Source organism: uncultured Winogradskyella sp. (genome assembly GCF_937958655.1).
Taxonomy (GTDB): domain Bacteria; phylum Bacteroidota; class Bacteroidia; order Flavobacteriales; family Flavobacteriaceae; genus Winogradskyella.
In genome coordinates this window covers 26,577-45,257 of record NZ_CALGNH010000055.1, presented here as the reverse complement: position 1 = coordinate 45,257, position 18,681 = coordinate 26,577, and the positions used below count along the sequence as shown (strand labels likewise).

The window sequence follows — 18,681 nt, the reverse complement described above, 5'->3', positions numbered from 1 at the left end:
TTCAAGTTTTTCAGCTATCAAAGCATCGCTTTCATTTTGTAAGCTATACACTTGCATTTCTCTTTCACTTAAAACAGCTTCGATAGATTGGTTTAACCAAGCTTGCTGACCGTTATCATTTGAACCACCGTAAATAAAATTTCCAACTTTTGAACCGTGTCCAAAATTTTCAAAGAAAGGAAAGTGTTCTACGGTTACATAAACTCTTTTCATTTTACCTTTTGAGATGTTGTTTAAAACCTCGTTTGCTTTTGTGTTTAAATCTGTAGTTGTCATAATTTCTATTTTTAAATTGTTATTGATTAATTATTACACTACAAATATATGACTTATTTTGTAACTACCAAATAAAAAAGCAAAATATTTTAATTATTTTGTAAATACTTGCCTTATCAGGCATTTGCCACCGCTCAAAAAAATAAAAGAAAAAAGGTAGGTGCTTAATTCAAAGATTAGTGATTACAAGGGCTACAATTCATATGCGTAGATCGTTATGTACAATAAGCCTATTCATCAAATTGCACTTCCGAAACGTCTGTGGTTGTTATAGTTGCACCGTTTTCAAATTCGATAATAAAGTTAAATCCGCTATCGTGTACTTTTACTGGTTTGTCTTTATATGTTCCTATTTTCATTTTTTAAAGTTTTTGTTAAGGCTCATCCTTTTATTTTTTTGGTTTATTTACTAAATTCTGTTCTAAATACGCAACTATTCTTATGCTAACCGTTGGCAGTAATTAAGAGAATACTTCTTTTACAGTTACAGGGTTTAAGAATCCGTCATTATCACCATTTTCTGCGTCTTTTATTCTTTGCACAATAGAATAAGCTACTAAAGAACCATTTGTATTTTTATCTTTGTAATATTTTTCTAATGCCCAGAAAATTACATCTTCTACTTTTTCAACGTGAGAGTTTTCAATTAATTCATCTAAAATTATTTGTCTTGCTAAATTGCTCATTGCTTTAAAATTAACTACTGCCAACACTATATAAAAATAATAGCTAGGCAGTGTTTAACTATTACTTCTGTTTTTATTTACTAACCATATTCCCAACGTCGGGCAAATGGTCTATTTATACGCTACTATTCTTATATTTAAACGTTAGGTAGAATAGCCCATCGAGGGACGTGTAACGAAACATTAAAAATTTTCAAGCAGTTTAATCGCTTGGTTTACTTCTAAAAGTCGTTGTTTATTCTCAATAAGTTCTTCACCTTCTGCATACATCATTTCATCTCTAAGTAATTCTGCTTGGTCGTTTAATAATTCTAAAGGAAATGTCATATTTACAAATTTTTAAAATTTCTATTGTTACACTCTATTCTACCTAACGGGCAGCGTATGGCTATGCATCGACTAGGTTATAGATTATTTATTTAATTATTTTCTAAATCGCTGGTCAACTACAACCTAACAAAGTGTAAAGTTTATAGATGCACAGCTCAATCGGTTTCTACGTGTCTGCTGCGCATCCACAAACCATACACGCTGCCCGTTGTAGTGCATCAGCTTGCTTCTTGGTTTAAGTAATGACAATCTATTCTACTACATTGTCTATCGCATTTTTGCTTACCTTTTAATTCTTCTTGGCAAGCAAACGTACCCTTCGGCACAACAACACTATGTATAGTTAATGCTTTAGCCATTGCTTTTAAACCAGCTTTGTAATCGTCTATGTTTGTCAACTTACTATTAGATGCTTTGTCTTTTGTAAGTTTTTCTATTAAGTCTGTTATTTCTTTATTCATTATTTCTAATTTTAGTAATTAATTCAAGCACTAACCATACATTTTAACATTACCTGCAATAAAAAATAAAAAATAGGCGCTCACTCTTGTGGCTTTGCGTAAGATAATTGCTCTAATTTTTCGTAACGTAAAGCTATTAGCTTTAGTAATTCTAAATTATTTTCTTCTTCAATAGTTTCTTGAAAACTTGAAAACAATTTACTATCACCTTCTAATCCCCATATATTTATTTGGTTATTATTAATGTCAATTTTATCAATTGCAAAAGAATATTCGCCATCATAAAAAGTAGCTACAAATAAAAAACTTTCTATTTCTATATCTTCTGGAGAGTCCCAATCACTTTCTTCACCATTATCAATTTTAAGTTTTAGATTTTTATTTACTTGAAACCAAGTAGACAATAAATCAATACTATCATCTATTTCTAATAATGCTTTTTTTACTATTTCTAAATTCATAATTTAGTGATTTCAAAGGCTACAATTCATATGCTTAGAACGTGAAATAATAGCTAAGGCAGTGTTTTAGTCTATCATTATTTCTTTTTTGTGATAGTCAAAGTATCTTGTCTATCATTTTTGTATGTCAAACACTACTATTCTTATATTTTAACGATACCTGCAAGTGCTTAGACTTGTGCTAAAATTGAAGGTTCGTGTATATCATCACGTAATAATATTTTTTCGCCAACGCTTTTTAAAAACCATTGCTCAACTATTGCATTTGCAATTCCACTTGTATAGTTAGCTAGTACATCTTTCCAAATAAATAATTTTAAGCCTTTCATTTTTTCTTCCCACGCTTTTTTTGAGTGCGTGTAAAAAGTTGCTAAACCTTTTTCAATCCTATTCTTTGCGCTGGACGTGGCAAAGCTGTTTGCGTTTTTATAATCAAAGAACTCGGATATGTCCGCATCGGTTAAGCTAAGTTCTTTTTTGATTTCTTTATAATCCATTAGAAATACCAGTTTTTAAGTTCAGATTCTAAAACAGTTCCTTCTTCTTTTTCGCCTTGAAAATAGAAAGTGTATTCTAATTCTTTTTTTTCTGCATTCCAAACACTTTCAAATCCGTAATTGATAGCACTTTCACCTTTGTAGTTTTTTCTATCAATTGTTCCTTCATTATAAAGTGTTTGACTTTCGATATTTTCAATACCTTCTATATCACCATCTTCGTCAAGATTTAATTTATTCAACTCTAAATCCCAACTTTTCATATCTGTTGGCTGAAAACCATCTTCTTTTAATTGTTCAGCAAAAAAGTTTCTTGCTTCTGTTTCAGTTTTGAAAGTTCCTAATTCGTTATAAGTTCCGTTGCTAAATGTTTCTGTTACTTGAAAGTTCATGATATTTATTTTTAAATGGTTATTAAATCATTATTCTACAGATATAGGTATATACCTAATACAAGTCAAGTTTTTTTTTAATTACTTTAGTATAGGTTCGTCCGATGCTTGTTGTGAATGTCATTTATGGTAAATAGCTCATTATCTAAAACTTTTACCTTTAAATTCAATGATATTAAACATCTCGAACAATCTATCGTGCATGTGTCCACCGTATCGATTAAATTCGTTTAAGGCATTTTCAATGCATCGTTCTTCATCACCATCTACCGGATTGCAGGTGATGTGTGTTAATAATTTTTGATCATATCGCTTTTGAAGCAATTCACCTACAACATCACTGATGCCGTAATTAGATGCTTTGCGTTCTTTTTTAGCATCATCTATCAATAAAACCTTGCAGGTATAGCGTTCATAGAATAGTGATTTATCGCCTTGGTTAGCTATGCATTCCCATTCTGTAACTAGGTCGTGAGCATTGACCGTATTAAACCGCATCGGTAATTGATAATGCTTAAACAGTTTTGATACGGTTTTCATTATCGTGGTCTTACCGTTACCATAAGGCCCAATAACAAGCAATCCTTTATCGAAAGATGGTTTATTAAATAATTTTACGAGATTTTCACAATCAAAAAAGCTTTCATCATGCACAAAATATTTGATGATGGGCTCAATGTTTTTTAAGGAGTCTTCAGTTTCAATAAATAACTTTCCGTTTTCGGATTGGTAGAATTGCTTAAAAAGTTTCCAGATATATGCCTTTGTAATCTTAAATACCTTTTTCTGAATTGGCTTTGACTTTACTTGTTTAGAATTCTGATTAGCGCCCTTTGGTTTTTCGATGTTGCCAAATTCCCTATCGAGGATGTTTCCTACCTTATGTACTCTATTTTCTCTCATCGGTTACTTACGAATTTTTTTTTACCTTTTGATTTGAATTTTAACTCAAATAATCCTTTCCAACCATTATCTATGCTTTGTTGAATTATAGCTATTGCGGTTTTCTCATTGTTGTTAGATAAATTTTGAAGTTCTTTTAGTTTTCGGTTTTCAGAATCAATATTCAAGAATATAAACTTGTCTTTATTTTTTCTAAAGACTTTCCATAAATCCCATTGATCCTTAAATTCTTTTGAAGCAAAAGGCATTTTTAATTCTGGTACAAGTACAACAGGATCCTTAACCTCAATTTTTTTGATTTTGGCTTTTTCTATATCTTCATCTTCATCTACACTTTCATCTACATCTTCTTCTTCATCTACAAGCTTAAATGAAGCTTGGTTCAAGCTTAAATGAAGCTTTAGGTTATTTTTTTTAATTGCCCTAAAAAGAGGTTTATGTGGATTGTATTCTGGATTTAATTTTTCACCAAAATTCACTTGAATAAATGCTTTTATTAATATTTTTTCATCAGTAAACTCTAACCAATCATTTAGTTCTGATTTTAGTTGATTTAATGGAAATTCAGTTTTATTGTTAAACTCATACAAATCCTCATCTATATAAAACACACCAGCTTCATCACAAGTCATCCACATGTAATACCAAGCTTCACGCAAGCTTGAATCTAGCTTACGCCAAACTTTAAGAGGAATGATTTGTTTTATAAATCTTTTACTACTCATTCACTTAGAATTTTAAATGAAACACTTTCGTTTTTTGAGTTTGGATATCTAAAATCCGTAAAGTGGATTAACGCCATGGGTTCTTGAGGTATCTTTTTAAACCAACTTTTAAAATCATCTAAACTCAGTCCATCGTTTTCAGATAATTCTTTTGTAGTGATCTCGCTATCATAGTCATCAATAAACCATCCCATGATGTTGGCTTCTAACTTTTGAAGTCCTACATTATGAAAATCGATTAACTCAACTTGAGGGCTTCTGTATGGCTTTCCAGACCAAGTTCTTATAGATAAATAAGCTTCACCTTTATTAATTAACTCTACACGATTTTTCCAAAGTTCATAGTTCATCCTAATCGTATGCTTTTTTAAAAGCTGTAATATTTTTTTATAAAACTTAGTTTCCTCGCCAGCTCTAGGGTGAGTTTTTGGGAATCGTTCTGATATAATTAGAACAAAACATTTTTTCTTTTTCATCCTTTCAATTTTTCAAGTTCTGCATCTACTTGGCGTTCTAAACGTCCGCTCTTTTCCCTAGACGCTGCGCTCTTACTTTTTTTAAATTCCTTTTGCGCTGTACGCATTGCTTTTACTAATTTTTCAAAATCTGTCATGTTATGCTGTTTTAGTTATTGGTTGTAAATCGAATAAGGTGGGTGCCGAAAGTTCGGCTTCTATGGATTTAAGATAAAAAAGCCCATCATCATAATAATCTGGATTCAACTCTACAGACCATGCCTTACGTTTCATTTTTAAGGCCATATATGCTGTACTGAATAATCCACCAAACGGATCACCAACCAATTCACCTTCTTTACTGTACTCAAATATCAAGCGTTCTATGATATCCAATTGAAGCGGACAGATATGCTTTTCTTTCTTTCGGTTTTTTTGATTAGCATTGAGTGTTTTTAATCGATTAACATCGTTCATTACATCTGGTCCATTAGGACGGTTCATAAGGCTCATCATTTTTTTAGAGAGTTTCCCTGCTTTATCTAAAGTTTCACATGCATCCAAGTGTAATTGATAATCATAAGGCACCACACGGCAGTATTCTTTCCACCATGCGTATATCGTTTTAGGGTCTAAAATTTCAGCTTGCTCTAAGGTTAAAAATCGATTACCGTTACTTTGCCAAATAGCATGCGCATCTAATTGCCAACGTGCTAAAGTGTATTCTCTTTTAGATTTATTCACTGGTAAATCTGCATAAGCGTTTTTATCATCGCTTGGCGACTTTCTAAAGAGTAGAATATACTCAGGTAATCCACATCCCATTTTTGTTGAATCTTTTACCAATTCTCCCCAAGTAAGTCTATACGTCTGGTTATTTTCTTGAACAACGTCTGTCGGTACCGTAATTTTACCTATAAGATGAAAGCCGTTCTTAGTAAATGAACGCACAGTTTCGCCACTAAAATCGTCTATAGTTGTGTAGCTTATACCTTTTTGATAACCATAACGGATCCTGTCTTTTACATGCACGGCACAGATTCGACCTGGCATTAACTTATCCAATAACTTAGGTACTAGATAATCCATTTGCTGAAAGAATCCTTCATTATTTGGATTATGCCCAAAGTCGTTATAGTTGTTAGAATACTCATAATGATTGCCAAACGGAATAGAGGTGACCATTAATCCAGTAGAGTTATCTTCAATTTTATCGATTTCAATCGTGCAATCACCATTATAAACCGTGGCATTACCTACGGTATGCATTATAGTGTCTTTAAACAGTTTTCGTTTCATGTCGCTACTTAGTGTGTTATTATTAAGACCATACTTGCGTACCAAGTTGATCATTTCGGTCTGCAATTCTATATGGCGTTTCCATTTTGCCTTGAGTTCCTTAAGGACCTCGCGCTCGTTTTGGGTGTGAATGATGTAGATATGCACTTCCTTAAATTGCTTAAATCTGTATATGCGATGTACAGCTTGAATAAAGTCATTGAACTTATAATCGATACCTACAAATATGGCACGATTACAATGGTGCTGAAAATTACAGCCACTACCTGCAATCTGTGGTTTTGTAGATAGTATTTGATATCGACCTTCTGAATAATCTATTAGTAGCTTTTCTTTTAGGTCATTGGATTGACTACCATAAACAGATTTTAAAACTACATCATCAGGACATCTTTTTTCGATGGCCATGCGTTCGGCTTCTCTATGATGCCATAGAATAACATTAGAGTTTGGAAATTCATTTTCTATGATTTCAAAGGCTTTATTAACTCTAAGTTCTACGGTTTCAGATTTCTCTCTAGATGTATCGTTAAGGCTCTTTGTTACGTCCTTGAACATTACTAGGTCACCATCTTTATTTACAATTGGTTTACCTGTTAAGTTTTCTACTTCAATTTCATGGATATGCATTTTAGGTAGGTCATAGCCTTCATCGCTATAGCCTAAATCTGAAGGTTTATTAATAAAAACCGCCCAACTGCTAACCCATTTCCAAAATTCATCTTTCTGAGTGTCGTTGATTTTTAAGTTTCCAGCTTTCTTAGGATCTCGTTTAAAGAATTGTGTAAGGGCATGACCTCTATCTATAACACCAAGAAACTGAGCATAGTTTAAAATCTCTATGTAGTTATTAGGTGTAGGTGTGGCTGTAAATACAAAACGATACGGTACTTTTCCGAAATGCTCTAAAACATAGTTAGTGGTTTCGGTCTTTAGATTTCTTAAAACTGATGCTTCATCAAAAGATACACCTCCGAACTTACTAGCATCGATATCTCCTTTACGGATGCGCTCGTAGTTTGTAAGGTATATTTTAGGTTGAAATTCAAAATCAATAGCATCTTGTTTTTCTAAAGTATCAATATATCTACCTTCTAATTCTGGTATTGTGTTACCACAGTTTATGATTGCTTTTTCAACCTTCTGAAGCTCCATACTATCACTATCTGTGATATACTGTATTTCAACCTCTGAACCTAAGAGTTCGTTATCTCTTTTAAATTCACCAATAACACCAAGTGGTAAACCAATTAAGAATGGTTTATTGGTTTTTTTGATGATCTGTTGTGCTATAGCTAACTGCATTACGGTTTTACCTAATCCAAATGAAGCGAACACAGCTCTACGTCCACCTTCAATAGCCCATTTAGTAATGTCTTTTTGGTGTGGTAGCATGATTTCTGGTAGAACATCGGTTGAGATTTCAAAGCCGTAATTCTCTGCTATTATGATTTTGTTTTCTAAGAACTCTATGTAATCCATTAAGCTGACATTTTTAATTTATTATCTAATACTTTTCTCACTTTGTCTTTGTGTATTCCTGTTATTTCAGAAATGTTATTAAGGCTGTTATTTTGCAATACATCAAACCAGTACATGATTTCATCTTTTATGATGTCGTGATACCTATCTGCCATTTTCTAACCTTTCAATTTTTTTAATGACGTGTTCTGTTTTTCGGTCTGATGGTAGTTTTTTTAAAATGTTCAAAACCTCACTTCTTACGTATTTATCGACTTCTATAAGCCCTTGAATCCTTTTTACAGAATAAAGCACTGTAGCATGATTAAAAGGGTCATTGTTATTGAATGCGCCTATTTCACTTAATGAAATTAGATACCCATTTAATGATTTTGAGATATAGTGAAATAACTGACGTATGTAAGTTCTTTCTCTATTCATGTCTTTCTTTACAATAAAACTTTCTTCTTTTCCGTAGAAGTCTGTAACTGTTTTGTATATGGTCTCTAATGGTGTCATAACTTCTCTATTGATGTTGCAATGATATTGTTATAAGGATGGCCAGAAGCGGATAACTTGCCATGTATATAGACTTCGGCTTTAATGTTGTTACCTGGTTCTATACTATCTACCATTAGCTTTAAATCACCTCTAAACTCTACAAAAGACCTATGCTTTTGGTAGTCTATAATCTCTACCTTGCTAAAAATTCTGTTTTTGTTTTCGCTGGCTATGGTTCTGCCTATTTTCCCTATAATCGTTGGCATCTATGCGCTTAATTCTGTTAATAATACATCTCTGGTTTCGTCGCTGATGTCCTCTTTTAAAAGACGTTTTATAGCGTGGTTTTTTTTGGACCTGTTACGGTCCTTTGCTAGTTGCTCAATCTCTTTTGGGTCGGTTACGATTACTAATTTTGAAACCTTTGATACTTTGCTTTCAAATTGTCCTGTAATCTTTATAACACCCATATCTAACAAATCTGATACTCTTGCAGTTATTGAGCTTTCTCGCATACCTGTAGAGAAGAACTTTATATCTTCAATGGTATGATTTGGGTTGCGTTTTATGTAAGCGTATATCTTTGATTTTTGGCTGTTGAACGTGCCATTGTTGATACCTTTTAAAAAGGCTTCTGTGCTACATTTTGTCATGGCTAATTAATTTTGAGTTTTCGTAAATGTTCCCAATGATTTTATAATCGTAAGCCAATAATTGGCTGTAGAGCATATCTGAAGCTGATTTGTTTTGTGAGTGGCTAAAGTCTAACATCCAACATCCTTTATTATCATCCAAAAAGACTTGTTGTAAGCTCATTTTTAAGCCTTCGTCTGTCATTACTTCATCGCTTAAAATGTCACCTTCGTAGATGTCTTTTCCTTGGCTGTCTTTAAAGCCTGTGAATTGTAACACTTCATAATTTGCAAAGTCTAAATCTGGATTTATACAGATAGTATCAAAACTGATTAGGTCAATCATTTCTTTTTTATAGCTATCCCAAGCCTTAAATTTTAGTTCTCTATTCATTTCAAAATGATATTAAGTATTGCAAGTATCACTAACAGGATTACAGACTGTGTTATGTCTCTTTTTTTGCTCATGGCTTTAAAATTTAAATCCAAGTCTTACAAGTCCACTATTAACTGTATGGTAATCTTCATTTCCCCATAACTTACTATCGGTTTTCATATCACTGGCATACGATGCACCTATAAAGATGTTTTTGGTGATGTTAATATCTAATCCAGCTTCTAAGCCTAATAAGGCATGTATTCTGCTTTCTCTATAAATTGCACCTATTCTAGGACCAGCATATAGCCTAAATACTCTTAATGCTTTTGTGTTAAGTCCTATTCTAGTTATGAGATGTGAATAATCTAAATTGTTCAGCTTCGGAAAGTGGTAAATTTCACCACCAACATATACGGTGTTGTTTTGGTATTCGTACTGTAAGCCTATACTAAAACCATCGTTATAAGAACCTGGTGATTGTACCACACTTATGTTATTGCTTTCTTGTGCCAATAATGCTATTGGAAATAATAAGATGTAAATTATTTGTTTCATGATCTGTTATTGAATTGTAAAATGAGTTTATCTAATTTCTCATGGCAGCTTCTACAGCGTACCTTTATATTTTCTTCATCCCAGCATAATTCAGTTTTACCTTGTTCTTTAGCGGATTTTATGCTGATGTTGTGGCTCATGTCTAGCCTGGTTCCGTTACCGTTTTTACCACACTCTACACAGAAATTATAAGAATACTCATCTAATTGGGCTTGTATTACATTTTCTTTTGCTACACGCATTCTGATTTCTATTTGGCTTTGTGTTACGCGCTCGCCTGTAGAGGTTTGGTAGGTATTAGACATATAAATTATTTTTAATCATATATTTTTTTCTAGCATCAAAAGCTTTAATTTCTGTTTCATAAAATCCTAAATGAATATTTCTCTTTAAGTGTGTTATATATGAAGCCCATTTATTTTTGTCTTTCATAAAACAAACACCTACATATTTACTGGAGCTTTTTAAATGCTTTTTATTTGTGTTTTTTCTTGTGCTTATGTATTCTAAATTGCAAAGCCTATTATCAGTTCTATCAAAATTTTTGTGATTTATAACATCGTCTATATTCTCTTTTTTTAAAAATGTAATAGCAATTAACTGATGTACTCTTTTTGTTTTCCTTAAGCCATTACATCTAATAGATACAGAAGTGTATAAATTTTTATTACCCATGTATGGCTTTAATATTTTATCATTAATTAATCTGTAAGAATCATCACCATTTTTAACATATCTTTTTTTACTTCTTATTCTACCTAAGTTACTAGCCTCATAACCTTCGTGATTTGGTATGTTTTTCCAAAACTCTTTCACTTTATGTTTATTTAGTTTAAGCATAACCTAGAATGGTAAATCGTCGTGATCTTCTTCAATTGGTTCTTGTGATTCTGTTTGATTTATACCTTCACGTACAAAGTCTATTTTATAAGCAACTAAGTCTTGTGCAAATCCTACAGAACCATCGTCTTTAGCAAATGATTTTCCATTAATTGAAAATCCTACTTTAATGATGTCACCAACTTTATATTGGTCTGGGTTGCATTTTTCGTTGAATATTTTAAACCTTGCATGATTACTGTATTTTTCGCCAGTCATTTGGTTAAATCTTGTTAGGTCTAAATAGAATTCCTGTACTTGAAATCCGCTATCAAAAGTTTTTGTTTCGCCTACTGAGTGTAATTTTCCTGTGATGTCCATTATTTATAAGTGTAATATTCGTTACTGCATTTTACTATTGATCCGTTAAGATTCAATAGATTGGTGTTTTCCTTAAATTTTTTGACTTGCTTTTTTTCGCACATATCAAAGAGTTCTTCGTCGCTTATTTCTGGTGCGCTTGTAAGGTCCTTAAAGATGATGTCTCGCATAGGAAAGAAGCCATTAATACGCTTTACAATTTCCTTTTGCATGGCTTCATCTGCATCTTGGTAAAAGAAATTAGAGCGTTTTTCTGGTGCTATCTTGTATTCCTTTTTATTTCCAAATTCATCTACATCAGCACTTGTTAAGTAAAGGCATATCGCACCTTTTTTGTGCTTTGTAGCTATCATCTGCATTTGGTTTTGGGCTTTGTAACCTTCGTTAATTTTCTTTACGTTGTTCCAAAATGTGTAAGGTGTGTAAGGACATTTAATATCTATGGTAAGCCCTTCAAATTCGTCTGTAACATCTGGTGTTGCCCAATAAGATTTTTGTTCTACTTCTGAAATAAAGATTGAAACATCTGATCTTAAAGTCGCATTAGGATATTTCTTTATTACTACATCTCTATAACCATCAATCTCTGAATTGATACCGTGAAGCATGGCGTTTGTAGATACATAATCTCTATAGCCATTTATTAACTCTAATGCTTTTTCGTAAGCAAATGAATGAGCAGTTTTAGCATCTAATCCAGCTCTTGTAAAAAGTTTTGACACTTCACTTGCACCAACACAGCCTAATTTTTTAGGGTCGTCGTGTATGGTGTTTTCATACAGTTCTACGTCAGAAACCGCAGCCGAATGTAGATTCGGCATCGATTTCTTAAGTTGTTCAATAACACTCATAATTACAGTACTATTGGTTTAACAGACCATCTATCTGATTGGTAAGAATTGGTTTTGTTCTTACGTTTTCCTAAGTAGCTTAATCGTATAGGTGTTTGTCCTAAAACAAGCTCACCGCTTTCAATAGCACTTTCAATAGTTGCTACCAATCGCTTAGATCCGTTTCTGATGGTATTGAAACTTCCATCTTCCTCTTGGTTTAACATGATGATACATGGCAGTTTTACCGTTTCGCCAGACTTATCATCTGTATAGTTTTCTTCTTTGATTTCCATGATAACACCTACTTTGTATTCGCCCTCAACTTCTGGAGTCCAATAGGTAGAGGATAGTTCTCTAGGTGATACTTTAGCGTTGTGAAGATTAGGTAAGCTATCTAATGTTGCTATTCCTGTTTGGTTTTGTGTTTCTGTTTTCATTTTTTAAAGATTTAGTATTAATGATTTATTGAATTATTTTATGTTATTTTCAAGGGTTTAATTACCAATCGGTAAAAGCATAGCCCTAATGCTATTCCTATAATAATGTCCATAAGTAAGTAGGTTAATTTTTAGATTTGTCCGTTCCACCAAGGCTGATTATCATCGTAATAATCCTCTTGTTCTTTTGGCTCAAAAAACCATTTTAAAAGTGCTTTTAGCTTTTTCATAGTCCTTTTATATCTTTTTTCTTAACTCGTCTGCCTGTTGTTAGTAGTTCGTTTATCAAGGCCTCTCGTCTTTTCTTTTTGCTCAGAGTAGGGGAAGGGCTTTCAACTTCTTCCCCAGCTTCGAGCCTTTTTAACAGGGCTTTGCCTTTTTTTACAAAAGCTTCACTCTCGTTGATAAGTCTCCGCAGACTTGTTATGTCTTTTTTGTTTGCCATTTGCTTTATTATTGCGGTATCTGAGCCTTGGTGCTATTAACTAACCATTAACCAAATCATGAAGAAGTATCCAAGGCTCATTTACCTAATTTTTTCGTCTACCGTTTGCTTTAAAAACTCTATAGGTCTTTTGCTTTGCTGGTCGTCTGTAATCTTCTCGGTAATCGTTGAACATTACGATACTCTGTATTGCTATAAACAGCGTTACGATCATGTGTTTAAACCTATCTGGATGCGTTGCTACATACTTTGCTACTGCTTGGTAACCTGTACGTACTCGCAACTTTCTTATACTGCTTTTTACTTGTGCCTTTACTGTATTGATAGATACACAGCGTTGGTCTGCTATCTCTTTTTCAATAAAGCCTAATGCCTTAAGTTGTATCACTTCGTTTTCTGATGGTGTAAGTGCTTTTAACATTTTAAATTATTTTTAAAGCTTTTTTATTGGTCTTACTATCTGATGAAATTCTATTCTTGCGATTTTCAACAGCTTTGGCAATGATATCCGTAACAAAACTGAGGTTGTTATCAGTGATTTTGCGCTCTCGTCTTATAAGCTTTCGTCCAAGGTCCACGGAACAATCATGCTTAATGGCAATTTCCTTTTGCTCGTCGGTAGATGTCCATAGTTCTATGAAATTGGACATGTCTACACTGATATAGTTTCCTGCTTCTAGTGCCATTAACTTGCTACTTTTAAAGGTGATTTTAATAATTGGATTCCGAATTTTTTTTCAGCATCTATTAGAGCAACTTTTAATGCTTCGTTGTATTCTTCTTGATTTACATAAACATTGCATACGTTATCCTGTAGAGACCAAAAAGAGTTTTTGATGCCTTCAATTTCTTCAAACAAACAGACGTGTATTGCTGTGTATTTTTCAACAGCGCATGGTGCAGTTTTCATGGTAATTTTATATCTATTGCCGCTTGGCGTATATCCAGAAAAATTATTAGTTAATAGTTTCATGTTATTGGATGTTATAAGTAATAATGCCAGTTGGTAGTTTAAATCTGTTTTGATGAACACTGGTAAGCATGGCACGTAAAGCTTTGCTTGTGGGTTCGTTAATGATTTTTTGCAATCTTGAATACAAGTTACCTATACGTTTACGCTTGGCTTGGAAACTGTCAGAAATGATCTCGTCGTGACTAAGAGTATCTTGCTCTTGCATTAAAGCATTCCATCTTTGCCTAAGTATGCACAGCCTTTTGGCGTAGATATTTTTGAGATATGTTGTTTGTTTCGTTTCCATTTGTATTATGCTTTAGGGTTAAATTGACTAGCAAACCTTTTTTAATTCCCTGTTTTATTATTACTTTGTAGTCCGTGAATACAAATATATGAAGTTATTTCACATTTAAGAAATATTTTCACATCAAAATATGTTAAAATTTCACATTAATTTATAATTAATTGAATTTGAACGGTTTAGGCATCGATGTTAACATGTACAGCTATAAGCATAAAGGTGGTGACGATAAAATCATAGCTGGTGTCGAATTAGACTCAATTAGAAATCAATACGGCCATAGCACCAAAAGAATGACAGAACATTACGTAAAACAGATTAAAGGTATTTATAAGCGAGATATTGTTGAAAACTCACCAGAATTTTAATTATGTTGTCCGGAAGGATACACACTTATAAGTAATTTAATGATCAGTTATTGTTGTTTATGCAAGAGCTAAACAATTAAAATCTAAAAATTGTACAACCAACACCCAAACCAAAGTAAGGCCGTATACTAAAATCATCTTCTTTAAACAAAGGAGCAGCCCCTAATTGAATACTAATATTAAAGCGTTTAAAATCACTTAAAGGTTTTGTTTCTTTAATTGTTTTAAGCTCAGAAGTTAAACTTAATTTATCGGATTCTAACAGATTTATCTTACCCAAACTAACATCCACTTCGTCTTGAAGTTGAGAAACTTCTTCTAATAATTCCGCATAACGTATTTTTAAATTCCTGTATTTTTCAATATCAAGAATCATCTTATCCAGCGCTTTATTAGATAGTGTTGTGCTATCAGTTTTCGTAATCTGACAAAAAGCGTTTACGCTTATTAGCATCAACACCAAGACTATCAATAGTTTTTTCATCTTGAGTTTTCTTTTTATTGATTTTAGAGATATTGGACCTAGACTTTTTAACGGTTTTGCCAATGTTTTCGAGTTCCTTTTGTTTACGAGCTTCTAAGGTGTCAATCCTAGTTTCAATAAATTCTACGCGCTGAGCACGTTCTTTTATAAATCGGTACTCGTTGTAAGTCGCTTTTGCTGTGATATAAGCACCATAACTAATAGCTGCCACTAAAGCAATTATTAGAACTTTCACCAAAGGCTTTTGTATTTTAAACCATGTGTATAGTGTTGTCATCCTGGCTTGTCTAAATCATTAATTAATAAATTAAATCTTTTTGGCGCAACCTCAAGAAGTCGTCTAATAGTCTTTCTTGAACTTGTCACATCTAAATGCCCATCACCATTAATATCTACATAATCATTCCCGAGTAAAATACAACCTCTAATATCTGTGTAGTAATTTCCGAAGTGTATAAGAATCCAACTACGACCCTCTACGTCTAAAACATGGAAATGCCAACTGTATTTTTTAGAATAACGCAATTCGCATTGATACCATTTCGCATTTATGCGACTTATGTTTCTTTGGTTATTCCTGTTTGGAAGCTCTAAAGATTTACATTCAAAAATTATATTTATACCATCGTATAATATAAAATGACCTAATGTTTGTTTATGGTCGTTGTCATATAGTCGATTTAAAACGCCTTTAATTTTTGGATTTAAGATCATATCATTTCAAACTTTTATATAACCAAATAGCCAAGGGTAATGCAGCAATCACTTCTGCCCAGCTTGTACTATATATCTTAAAAATAAAACCTAGAACAAAGCCGCCTATTCAGACAATAAGGGCAGCGTATGACCAGAATCTTTGCTGTTTAGTTTTAGCCCAAAAAAGCAAACTAAAATATCCGCTTATTATACCTAATCCCGTAAAAATAAAATGCGCTATCTCTATCCATTTTAAAGGACTATTAACACCAAAAACTATAACACCACCAAAAAAATAAGCGGTAAGCCTAAGAGCGTGTTCTAAACGATAATTGAACCATAAAATTTTAGTAAGTCTTAAATCTTGATCTTTATGAGCTACTGACGCCATTATAAAAGCAAATGCAATACAGCATAGCGTGGCATATAAAAATGGATCATAAACGGTAAGATGATGCTGAGACCAACTGCCATAAAGATTTAATATAGCCATAAAAACACCTAAAATGACTGCAATGGTTACGCATATTTTAATATTTAGTTCTAAGCCTTTCATAACTATTTAATTTTATCATCACTGGATTCAAATTCTGCATCCCATGACTTCCTAAATCTAGGATGCCAGAATATCATTAAAACAGTATAAGTGTTAAATTCACATGCATGGACAACACCTTCAGGAATTACAATAGCGTTAGGGTATTCTAAAACATAAGTACCATAATCTTTAACGTAAAGTGTTAACTTACCTCCCTCATTCATCACTGCTAAATGCTCTCGTCTTTTTTTGTGTAAATGAGGGTCAAAAACACTATTTTTACAACCTTTGTAAATACAAGAAGAAACGTTATCTAATTGCGGAATATCTACAGAGCACCAATCATCCTTTGTTTTTGGAAACTTTGTTATTACTTTGGGGATATCAATAGTTTCAATAGTTTTAAAGCCTGTTAACCCAGCCATCAATCTTAACTTTAGGTTGGTTTTAGCTATATTAAGTGCGCTTTGTGGTTTCATTAATTCATATTTAGCAACTTCTGATGAATTACGTTATTAAGTGTGTTTATTTTACTATTACTATCTGTAACTGTATTTTTAATTTTATTGACACCCGATTTCAATTCCTTATCATATTCTTGCTTATCTTTAAGAGTATTCGTAAGTTCTAGTAAAATCTTTAAAGTCTCTTTGTCTTGGTCTCTTATATAAGCATCTCTAGCTTCAATTGTTTTATCTTTTTTACTTATGTAGTATATAAGTATGACAATTATAGCTAAAAGGACACCTATAATCGTTATATCCCTTGCGCTCAATAAATCTTTTGCAATCTCTACTTGTAGTAATGTATTTATCACTTTAATGACATTATTTTATTTTTTAGAGTCTTTTCCGGCTAATACTGTAAATCCAAGTGTTAGAAAAGACGCTATCTCTGTAGCAACAGCTAAGCCAGAAACTGATTGTATTGCTTCATCAGATTTTGGAACTACATTAACAATTATCACAATTATTAAAACGATTACAACTGAAACTAAGGTGTGTATCTTCCAAGATAAACCATACTCTGATTTTACAGATTCCCAAAAAACAGATGATTTTAAATCTGTTAAATTCAAAAATCTTTGAAATGCTAAAAAAGTATATAGCAACATACCTAAAAGGCTTACTCCAAACTGAGATAAAATATTAATTACGGTTTCCATATAAATTTATTTTTTATTATATAACACTATATATAGTGTCCCACTCTTGTTTTCGTTTATTTATATCTGCAAACAATTTTATTTTTTGCTTTGCTTCAATGATACATTCTTTGACGTCAAATAGTCTTATTTTTTGAACTGCAAAAACCCTTTTTACATATCTAAAACAGTATATAATAATTACTGTTCTATAAAGATGTTTTGGTGTTCGCCCTATGTAATAAGTATCTAAACTACTCTCTGACGGCTCTAAATTATACTGTTTTAAAAAACTTAAATAAGAAATTATATCTTCCCTAACAGCGTTTGCTTGAACACTCATAATCGCTCTAATTTTATGTTAGACTTAGTGAACTGACCGCCTGCTATATTTGCCCTAAATCCTATGCTATTTCTAGCGACGTATTTCACTTTATATATAATTTCATTGTAACCATTTTCTACTTCTATCTCATCTGTAATCTTAGGGCTTTCCCATTCGGCGGGTAATTCCACACCCTCTAATTCATATAGCCATATACTAAGCCTTGCGATTTTGTCTGGTGCTTCGATATGAAAACTTATCTTAATACGTTCACCAACCTGTATAGGCTCTTTAAGATTAAATGTAATGTATCGGTTACTGACGTTGCCCATGTAAGTGTAACTCTTATCACTTACTTGCCAGTCGCCTGTATTACCTCTTAAATCGCCTAATAAGTTGGTAGTAGGTTGTGTTGGGTTTTCAACTACAAATGCAATGCTATCCCTTATAAAAGTTTGCAAGGTCTCTATCCGCGCTTTCAGCACATCAATTTTTTTAGAGTTAAGGCTATCCGCAAATTGCATCTGCCTTTTTAGATTTGGTATTTCTTCTAAGTATAAATTATTAATAGCAGATGCCTGAAATTCGACAGCCTGTTTTAGAGAATCTATTTGGGCCTGCAAATCCGAATTATCACCAGCTTGTAATTTTGATTTATCTATAAAGACTTTAAAATTTGTACGTGGCTCTAAGTCTGGTTGACTTACTGTAATATTACTGTTTGGATATTTGATAGATTGCAATAACGCTTGACTATTCGCTTTGTTTATTAAGGTGCTTCTTGAAATGCTGTCGCCATCCCTTAACACATAATTATAACGACCTTTTGCTACAATATCTAAATATATTGCAATGCTATCTGGAGTAATTTCTATTAGCTCTTGTGCGCTGCAAAATTGTGTGAATACTATTGCTATTATTGCTATTAGTTTTTTCATGATA

The 18,681-nt window shown here is 32.6% G+C and carries 39 protein-coding genes; 1 reads left to right on the top strand and 38 read right to left on the bottom strand.

Annotated features, from left to right (window positions below; translation table 11 throughout):
• The 29 genes from Q0800_RS10785 to Q0800_RS10645 all read right to left on the bottom strand — a co-directional run.
• Nucleotides 1-276, bottom strand: a 276-nt coding sequence (locus Q0800_RS10785; protein ID WP_299129448.1) for a hypothetical protein, incomplete at its 3' end; no start/stop codon positions are given.
• A 230-nt stretch (nt 277-506) separates the two neighbouring features.
• Nucleotides 507-635, bottom strand: a complete 129-nt coding sequence (locus Q0800_RS10780; protein ID WP_299129446.1) for a hypothetical protein — start codon at nt 633-635, stop codon at nt 507-509.
• A 102-nt stretch (nt 636-737) separates the two neighbouring features.
• Nucleotides 738-962 carry a hypothetical protein gene (locus Q0800_RS10775; protein ID WP_299129444.1) on the bottom strand — a complete coding sequence of 75 codons (225 nt, stop codon included), beginning with the start codon at nt 960-962 and terminating at the stop codon, nt 738-740.
• A gap of 183 nt (nt 963-1,145) precedes the next feature.
• On the bottom strand, nt 1,146-1,289 hold the full coding sequence (locus Q0800_RS10770) for a hypothetical protein (protein ID WP_299129442.1): 144 nt from the start codon (nt 1,287-1,289) through the stop codon (nt 1,146-1,148).
• 221 nt (nt 1,290-1,510) lie between these two features.
• Complete coding sequence (locus Q0800_RS10765; RefSeq protein WP_299129440.1) at nt 1,511-1,753, bottom strand: hypothetical protein; 243 nt, start codon at nt 1,751-1,753, stop codon at nt 1,511-1,513.
• A gap of 80 nt (nt 1,754-1,833) precedes the next feature.
• Entirely contained in the window at nt 1,834-2,214 is a 381-nt protein-coding gene (locus Q0800_RS10760; protein WP_299129438.1) for a hypothetical protein, read from the bottom strand.
• Nucleotides 2,215-2,384: 170 nt separating this feature from the next.
• Nucleotides 2,385-2,711, bottom strand: coding sequence for a hypothetical protein (locus Q0800_RS10755; protein ID WP_299129436.1), 327 nt, complete (start codon nt 2,709-2,711; stop codon nt 2,385-2,387).
• Entirely contained in the window at nt 2,711-3,103 is a 393-nt protein-coding gene (locus Q0800_RS10750) for a hypothetical protein (RefSeq protein WP_299129434.1), read from the bottom strand. Before Q0800_RS10750 ends, Q0800_RS10755 begins: the two co-directional genes overlap by 1 nt.
• Before the next feature lie 141 nt (nt 3,104-3,244).
• A complete protein-coding gene (locus Q0800_RS10745) occupies nt 3,245-4,006 on the bottom strand; it encodes an AAA family ATPase (protein WP_299129432.1) in 762 nt (253 codons plus the stop codon).
• Nucleotides 4,003-4,731: a hypothetical protein gene (locus tag Q0800_RS10740; RefSeq protein WP_299129431.1), complete on the bottom strand. Its 729-nt coding sequence runs from the start codon at nt 4,729-4,731 to the stop codon at nt 4,003-4,005. The genes Q0800_RS10745 and Q0800_RS10740 overlap by 4 nt, the downstream gene beginning before the upstream one ends.
• The gene (locus Q0800_RS10735) at nt 4,728-5,207 is read right to left on the bottom strand and encodes a hypothetical protein (protein ID WP_299129430.1); all 480 of its coding nucleotides are present in this window, start codon (nt 5,205-5,207) and stop codon (nt 4,728-4,730) included. The genes Q0800_RS10740 and Q0800_RS10735 overlap by 4 nt, the downstream gene beginning before the upstream one ends.
• Entirely contained in the window at nt 5,204-5,344 is a 141-nt protein-coding gene (locus Q0800_RS10730; protein WP_299129429.1) for a hypothetical protein, read from the bottom strand. The genes Q0800_RS10735 and Q0800_RS10730 overlap by 4 nt, the downstream gene beginning before the upstream one ends.
• A gap of 1 nt (nt 5,345) precedes the next feature.
• Nucleotides 5,346-7,967, bottom strand: a complete 2,622-nt coding sequence (locus tag Q0800_RS10725; protein ID WP_299129428.1) for a DNA methyltransferase — start codon at nt 7,965-7,967, stop codon at nt 5,346-5,348.
• Nucleotides 7,967-8,122, bottom strand: coding sequence for a hypothetical protein (locus Q0800_RS10720; protein WP_299129409.1), 156 nt, complete (start codon nt 8,120-8,122; stop codon nt 7,967-7,969). The genes Q0800_RS10725 and Q0800_RS10720 overlap by 1 nt, the downstream gene beginning before the upstream one ends.
• Entirely contained in the window at nt 8,112-8,465 is a 354-nt protein-coding gene (locus Q0800_RS10715; RefSeq protein WP_299129408.1) for a helix-turn-helix domain-containing protein, read from the bottom strand. Before Q0800_RS10715 ends, Q0800_RS10720 begins: the two co-directional genes overlap by 11 nt.
• A complete protein-coding gene (locus Q0800_RS10710; protein ID WP_299129407.1) occupies nt 8,462-8,713 on the bottom strand; it encodes a hypothetical protein in 252 nt (83 codons plus the stop codon). The genes Q0800_RS10715 and Q0800_RS10710 overlap by 4 nt, the downstream gene beginning before the upstream one ends.
• Nucleotides 8,714-9,100 (bottom strand): hypothetical protein, encoded by a 387-nt coding sequence (locus Q0800_RS10705; protein ID WP_299129406.1) that lies wholly within the window; start codon nt 9,098-9,100, stop codon nt 8,714-8,716.
• Nucleotides 9,087-9,473, bottom strand: a complete 387-nt coding sequence (locus tag Q0800_RS10700) for a YopX family protein (protein ID WP_299129405.1) — start codon at nt 9,471-9,473, stop codon at nt 9,087-9,089. The genes Q0800_RS10705 and Q0800_RS10700 overlap by 14 nt, the downstream gene beginning before the upstream one ends.
• A gap of 78 nt (nt 9,474-9,551) precedes the next feature.
• Entirely contained in the window at nt 9,552-10,013 is a 462-nt protein-coding gene (locus tag Q0800_RS10695) for a hypothetical protein (RefSeq protein ID WP_299129404.1), read from the bottom strand.
• Nucleotides 10,010-10,318 carry a hypothetical protein gene (locus tag Q0800_RS10690; protein ID WP_299129403.1) on the bottom strand — a complete coding sequence of 103 codons (309 nt, stop codon included), beginning with the start codon at nt 10,316-10,318 and terminating at the stop codon, nt 10,010-10,012. The genes Q0800_RS10695 and Q0800_RS10690 overlap by 4 nt, the downstream gene beginning before the upstream one ends.
• Nucleotides 10,311-10,853: an NUMOD4 domain-containing protein gene (locus tag Q0800_RS10685; protein ID WP_299129402.1), complete on the bottom strand. Its 543-nt coding sequence runs from the start codon at nt 10,851-10,853 to the stop codon at nt 10,311-10,313. Before Q0800_RS10685 ends, Q0800_RS10690 begins: the two co-directional genes overlap by 8 nt.
• A 3-nt stretch (nt 10,854-10,856) precedes the next feature.
• On the bottom strand, nt 10,857-11,213 hold the full coding sequence (locus Q0800_RS10680) for a DUF3127 domain-containing protein (RefSeq protein WP_299129401.1): 357 nt from the start codon (nt 11,211-11,213) through the stop codon (nt 10,857-10,859).
• Nucleotides 11,213-12,064 (bottom strand): recombinase, encoded by an 852-nt coding sequence (locus tag Q0800_RS10675; protein ID WP_299129400.1) that lies wholly within the window; start codon nt 12,062-12,064, stop codon nt 11,213-11,215. The genes Q0800_RS10680 and Q0800_RS10675 overlap by 1 nt, the downstream gene beginning before the upstream one ends.
• Before the next feature lie 2 nt (nt 12,065-12,066).
• Nucleotides 12,067-12,483: a hypothetical protein gene (locus Q0800_RS10670; RefSeq protein ID WP_299129399.1), complete on the bottom strand. Its 417-nt coding sequence runs from the start codon at nt 12,481-12,483 to the stop codon at nt 12,067-12,069.
• A gap of 226 nt (nt 12,484-12,709) precedes the next feature.
• Complete coding sequence (locus Q0800_RS10665) at nt 12,710-12,928, bottom strand: hypothetical protein (protein ID WP_299129398.1); 219 nt, start codon at nt 12,926-12,928, stop codon at nt 12,710-12,712.
• Between the two features lie 85 nt (nt 12,929-13,013).
• Nucleotides 13,014-13,349, bottom strand: coding sequence for a LuxR C-terminal-related transcriptional regulator (locus tag Q0800_RS10660; protein ID WP_299129397.1), 336 nt, complete (start codon nt 13,347-13,349; stop codon nt 13,014-13,016).
• A 1-nt stretch (nt 13,350) separates the two neighbouring features.
• A complete protein-coding gene (locus tag Q0800_RS10655; RefSeq protein WP_299129396.1) occupies nt 13,351-13,614 on the bottom strand; it encodes a hypothetical protein in 264 nt (87 codons plus the stop codon).
• Entirely contained in the window at nt 13,614-13,901 is a 288-nt protein-coding gene (locus Q0800_RS10650; protein ID WP_299129395.1) for a hypothetical protein, read from the bottom strand. Before Q0800_RS10650 ends, Q0800_RS10655 begins: the two co-directional genes overlap by 1 nt.
• 1 nt (nt 13,902) lies before the next feature.
• The gene (locus tag Q0800_RS10645) at nt 13,903-14,187 is read right to left on the bottom strand and encodes a hypothetical protein (protein WP_299129394.1); all 285 of its coding nucleotides are present in this window, start codon (nt 14,185-14,187) and stop codon (nt 13,903-13,905) included.
• Nucleotides 14,188-14,348: 161 nt separating this feature from the next.
• On the opposite strand from Q0800_RS10645, the gene Q0800_RS10640 reads away from it, so the two are divergent.
• A complete protein-coding gene (locus Q0800_RS10640) occupies nt 14,349-14,552 on the top strand; it encodes a hypothetical protein (RefSeq protein WP_299129393.1) in 204 nt (67 codons plus the stop codon).
• Between the two features lie 76 nt (nt 14,553-14,628).
• Here the strand turns inward: Q0800_RS10640 and Q0800_RS10635 are convergent, their stop codons facing one another.
• The 9 genes from Q0800_RS10635 to Q0800_RS10595 form a co-directional block, all read right to left on the bottom strand.
• Complete coding sequence (locus Q0800_RS10635) at nt 14,629-14,928, bottom strand: hypothetical protein (protein WP_299129392.1); 300 nt, start codon at nt 14,926-14,928, stop codon at nt 14,629-14,631.
• A gap of 34 nt (nt 14,929-14,962) precedes the next feature.
• A complete protein-coding gene (locus Q0800_RS10630; protein ID WP_299129391.1) occupies nt 14,963-15,313 on the bottom strand; it encodes a hypothetical protein in 351 nt (116 codons plus the stop codon).
• Nucleotides 15,310-15,750: a DUF5675 family protein gene (locus Q0800_RS10625; protein WP_299129390.1), complete on the bottom strand. Its 441-nt coding sequence runs from the start codon at nt 15,748-15,750 to the stop codon at nt 15,310-15,312. The genes Q0800_RS10630 and Q0800_RS10625 overlap by 4 nt, the downstream gene beginning before the upstream one ends.
• A gap of 109 nt (nt 15,751-15,859) precedes the next feature.
• Nucleotides 15,860-16,288, bottom strand: a complete 429-nt coding sequence (locus Q0800_RS10620) for a hypothetical protein (RefSeq protein ID WP_299129389.1) — start codon at nt 16,286-16,288, stop codon at nt 15,860-15,862.
• A 2-nt stretch (nt 16,289-16,290) separates the two neighbouring features.
• Complete coding sequence (locus Q0800_RS10615; RefSeq protein ID WP_299129388.1) at nt 16,291-16,749, bottom strand: hypothetical protein; 459 nt, start codon at nt 16,747-16,749, stop codon at nt 16,291-16,293.
• Nucleotides 16,749-17,087 carry a hypothetical protein gene (locus Q0800_RS10610; protein WP_299129387.1) on the bottom strand — a complete coding sequence of 113 codons (339 nt, stop codon included), beginning with the start codon at nt 17,085-17,087 and terminating at the stop codon, nt 16,749-16,751. Before Q0800_RS10610 ends, Q0800_RS10615 begins: the two co-directional genes overlap by 1 nt.
• Before the next feature lie 15 nt (nt 17,088-17,102).
• Nucleotides 17,103-17,435, bottom strand: a complete 333-nt coding sequence (locus Q0800_RS10605; RefSeq protein ID WP_299129386.1) for a hypothetical protein — start codon at nt 17,433-17,435, stop codon at nt 17,103-17,105.
• A gap of 16 nt (nt 17,436-17,451) precedes the next feature.
• The gene (locus Q0800_RS10600) at nt 17,452-17,757 is read right to left on the bottom strand and encodes a hypothetical protein (protein ID WP_299129385.1); all 306 of its coding nucleotides are present in this window, start codon (nt 17,755-17,757) and stop codon (nt 17,452-17,454) included.
• The gene (locus tag Q0800_RS10595) at nt 17,754-18,677 is read right to left on the bottom strand and encodes a hypothetical protein (protein WP_299129384.1); all 924 of its coding nucleotides are present in this window, start codon (nt 18,675-18,677) and stop codon (nt 17,754-17,756) included. The genes Q0800_RS10600 and Q0800_RS10595 overlap by 4 nt, the downstream gene beginning before the upstream one ends.
• Nucleotides 18,678-18,681: the final 4 nt, after the last annotated feature.